The following is a 1126-nucleotide window of genomic DNA, read 5'->3' as shown; positions in this document are numbered from 1 at the left end:
TGCGGCCTCGGCGGCCAGCCTGGCCTGCTGCCGCTTGCCTGCCGTTCCGGAGTCATCGAGCGCCGCGACGGCTTCGCTGATGGCGCCGTCGTACCAGAGCCGCCGGGCCCGGGCCTGCTTCACGTGCCGCGCTGTGCCTGCCTTAGCAAGGAGAATGTCCGCGACGTCCAGAAGGTTTGCTGCGAGGGCGACGTCGGCCAGCCTCCGTGCGCGTTCTCCTTGGACGGTACCGGCGGCGGCGATGCGGAGCCGCCGTTCGACGTCATCAGTGTCTCCCGCGGCCAGCGCCGCGAACAGGACGGTTGAGGACGTCGCGTCCTTCGGGGCCCAGCGGCCCACACGCTTCGCCAGGGGAAGCGCGGCGGCCGGCATTCTGCGGGAAAGTTGCAGGAACAGAATGACGGGATCATCCGTCAGGTGCTGACGGACCACGCTCTGGGCCAGCCGAATGTTGTTGACGAGCTGCATCATCGGCCGCGGCCGGTCTCGGCGAGGAGTTCGCTGATGATTTCCATGTAGCGGCCCGCGAGCTGCTCGTACTCGGCGTTCGCCTTGACCCATTGGCGGCTGTCGCCGTTGCGGACCAGGCGCCCCCGGTCCGCCTGCCGTTCCGGAGTCATCGAGCGCCGCGACGGCTTCGCTGATGGCGCCGTCGTACCAGAGCCGCCGGGCCCGGGCCTGCTTCACGTGCCGCGCTGTGCCTGCCTTAGCAAGGAGAATGTCCGCGACGTCCAGAAGGTTTGCTGCGAGGGCGACGTCGGCCAGCCTCCGTGCGCGTTCTCCTTGGACGGTACCGGCGGCGGCGATGCGGAGCCGCCGTTCGACGTCATCAGTGTCTCCCGCGGCCAGCGCCGCGAACAGGACGGTTGAGGACGTCGCGTCCTTCGGGGCCCAGCGGCCCACACGCTTCGCCAGGGGAAGCGCGGCGGCCGGCATTCTGCGGGAAAGTTGCAGGAACAGAATGACGGGATCATCCGTCAGGTGCTGACGGACCACGCTCTGGGCCAGCCGAATGTTGTTGACGAGCTGCATCATCGGCCGCGGCCGGTCTCGGCGAGGAGTTCGCTGATGATTTCCATGTAGCGGCCCGCGAGCTGCTCGTACTCGGCGTTCGCCTTGACCCATT

Annotated in this window: 1 protein-coding gene and 1 pseudogene; both read right to left on the bottom strand. The window is 68.5% G+C overall.

Annotated features, from left to right (window positions below; genetic code table 11):
* Positions 1–471, bottom strand: a pseudogene (locus Y706_RS29500) (glycosyltransferase WbuB); the annotation flags it as partial.
* A complete protein-coding gene (locus Y706_RS29030; protein ID WP_216699167.1) occupies positions 468–620 on the bottom strand; it encodes a hypothetical protein in 153 nt (50 codons plus the stop codon). The pseudogene Y706_RS29500 and the gene Y706_RS29030, both read right to left, overlap by 4 nt.
* Positions 621–1126 lie beyond the last annotated feature (506 nt).

Source organism: Arthrobacter sp. I3 (assembly GCF_000520575.1).
GTDB classification, from domain to species: Bacteria; Actinomycetota; Actinomycetes; order Actinomycetales; family Micrococcaceae; genus Arthrobacter; species Arthrobacter humicola_A.
This window is presented reverse-complemented; position numbering and strand designations above follow the sequence as displayed.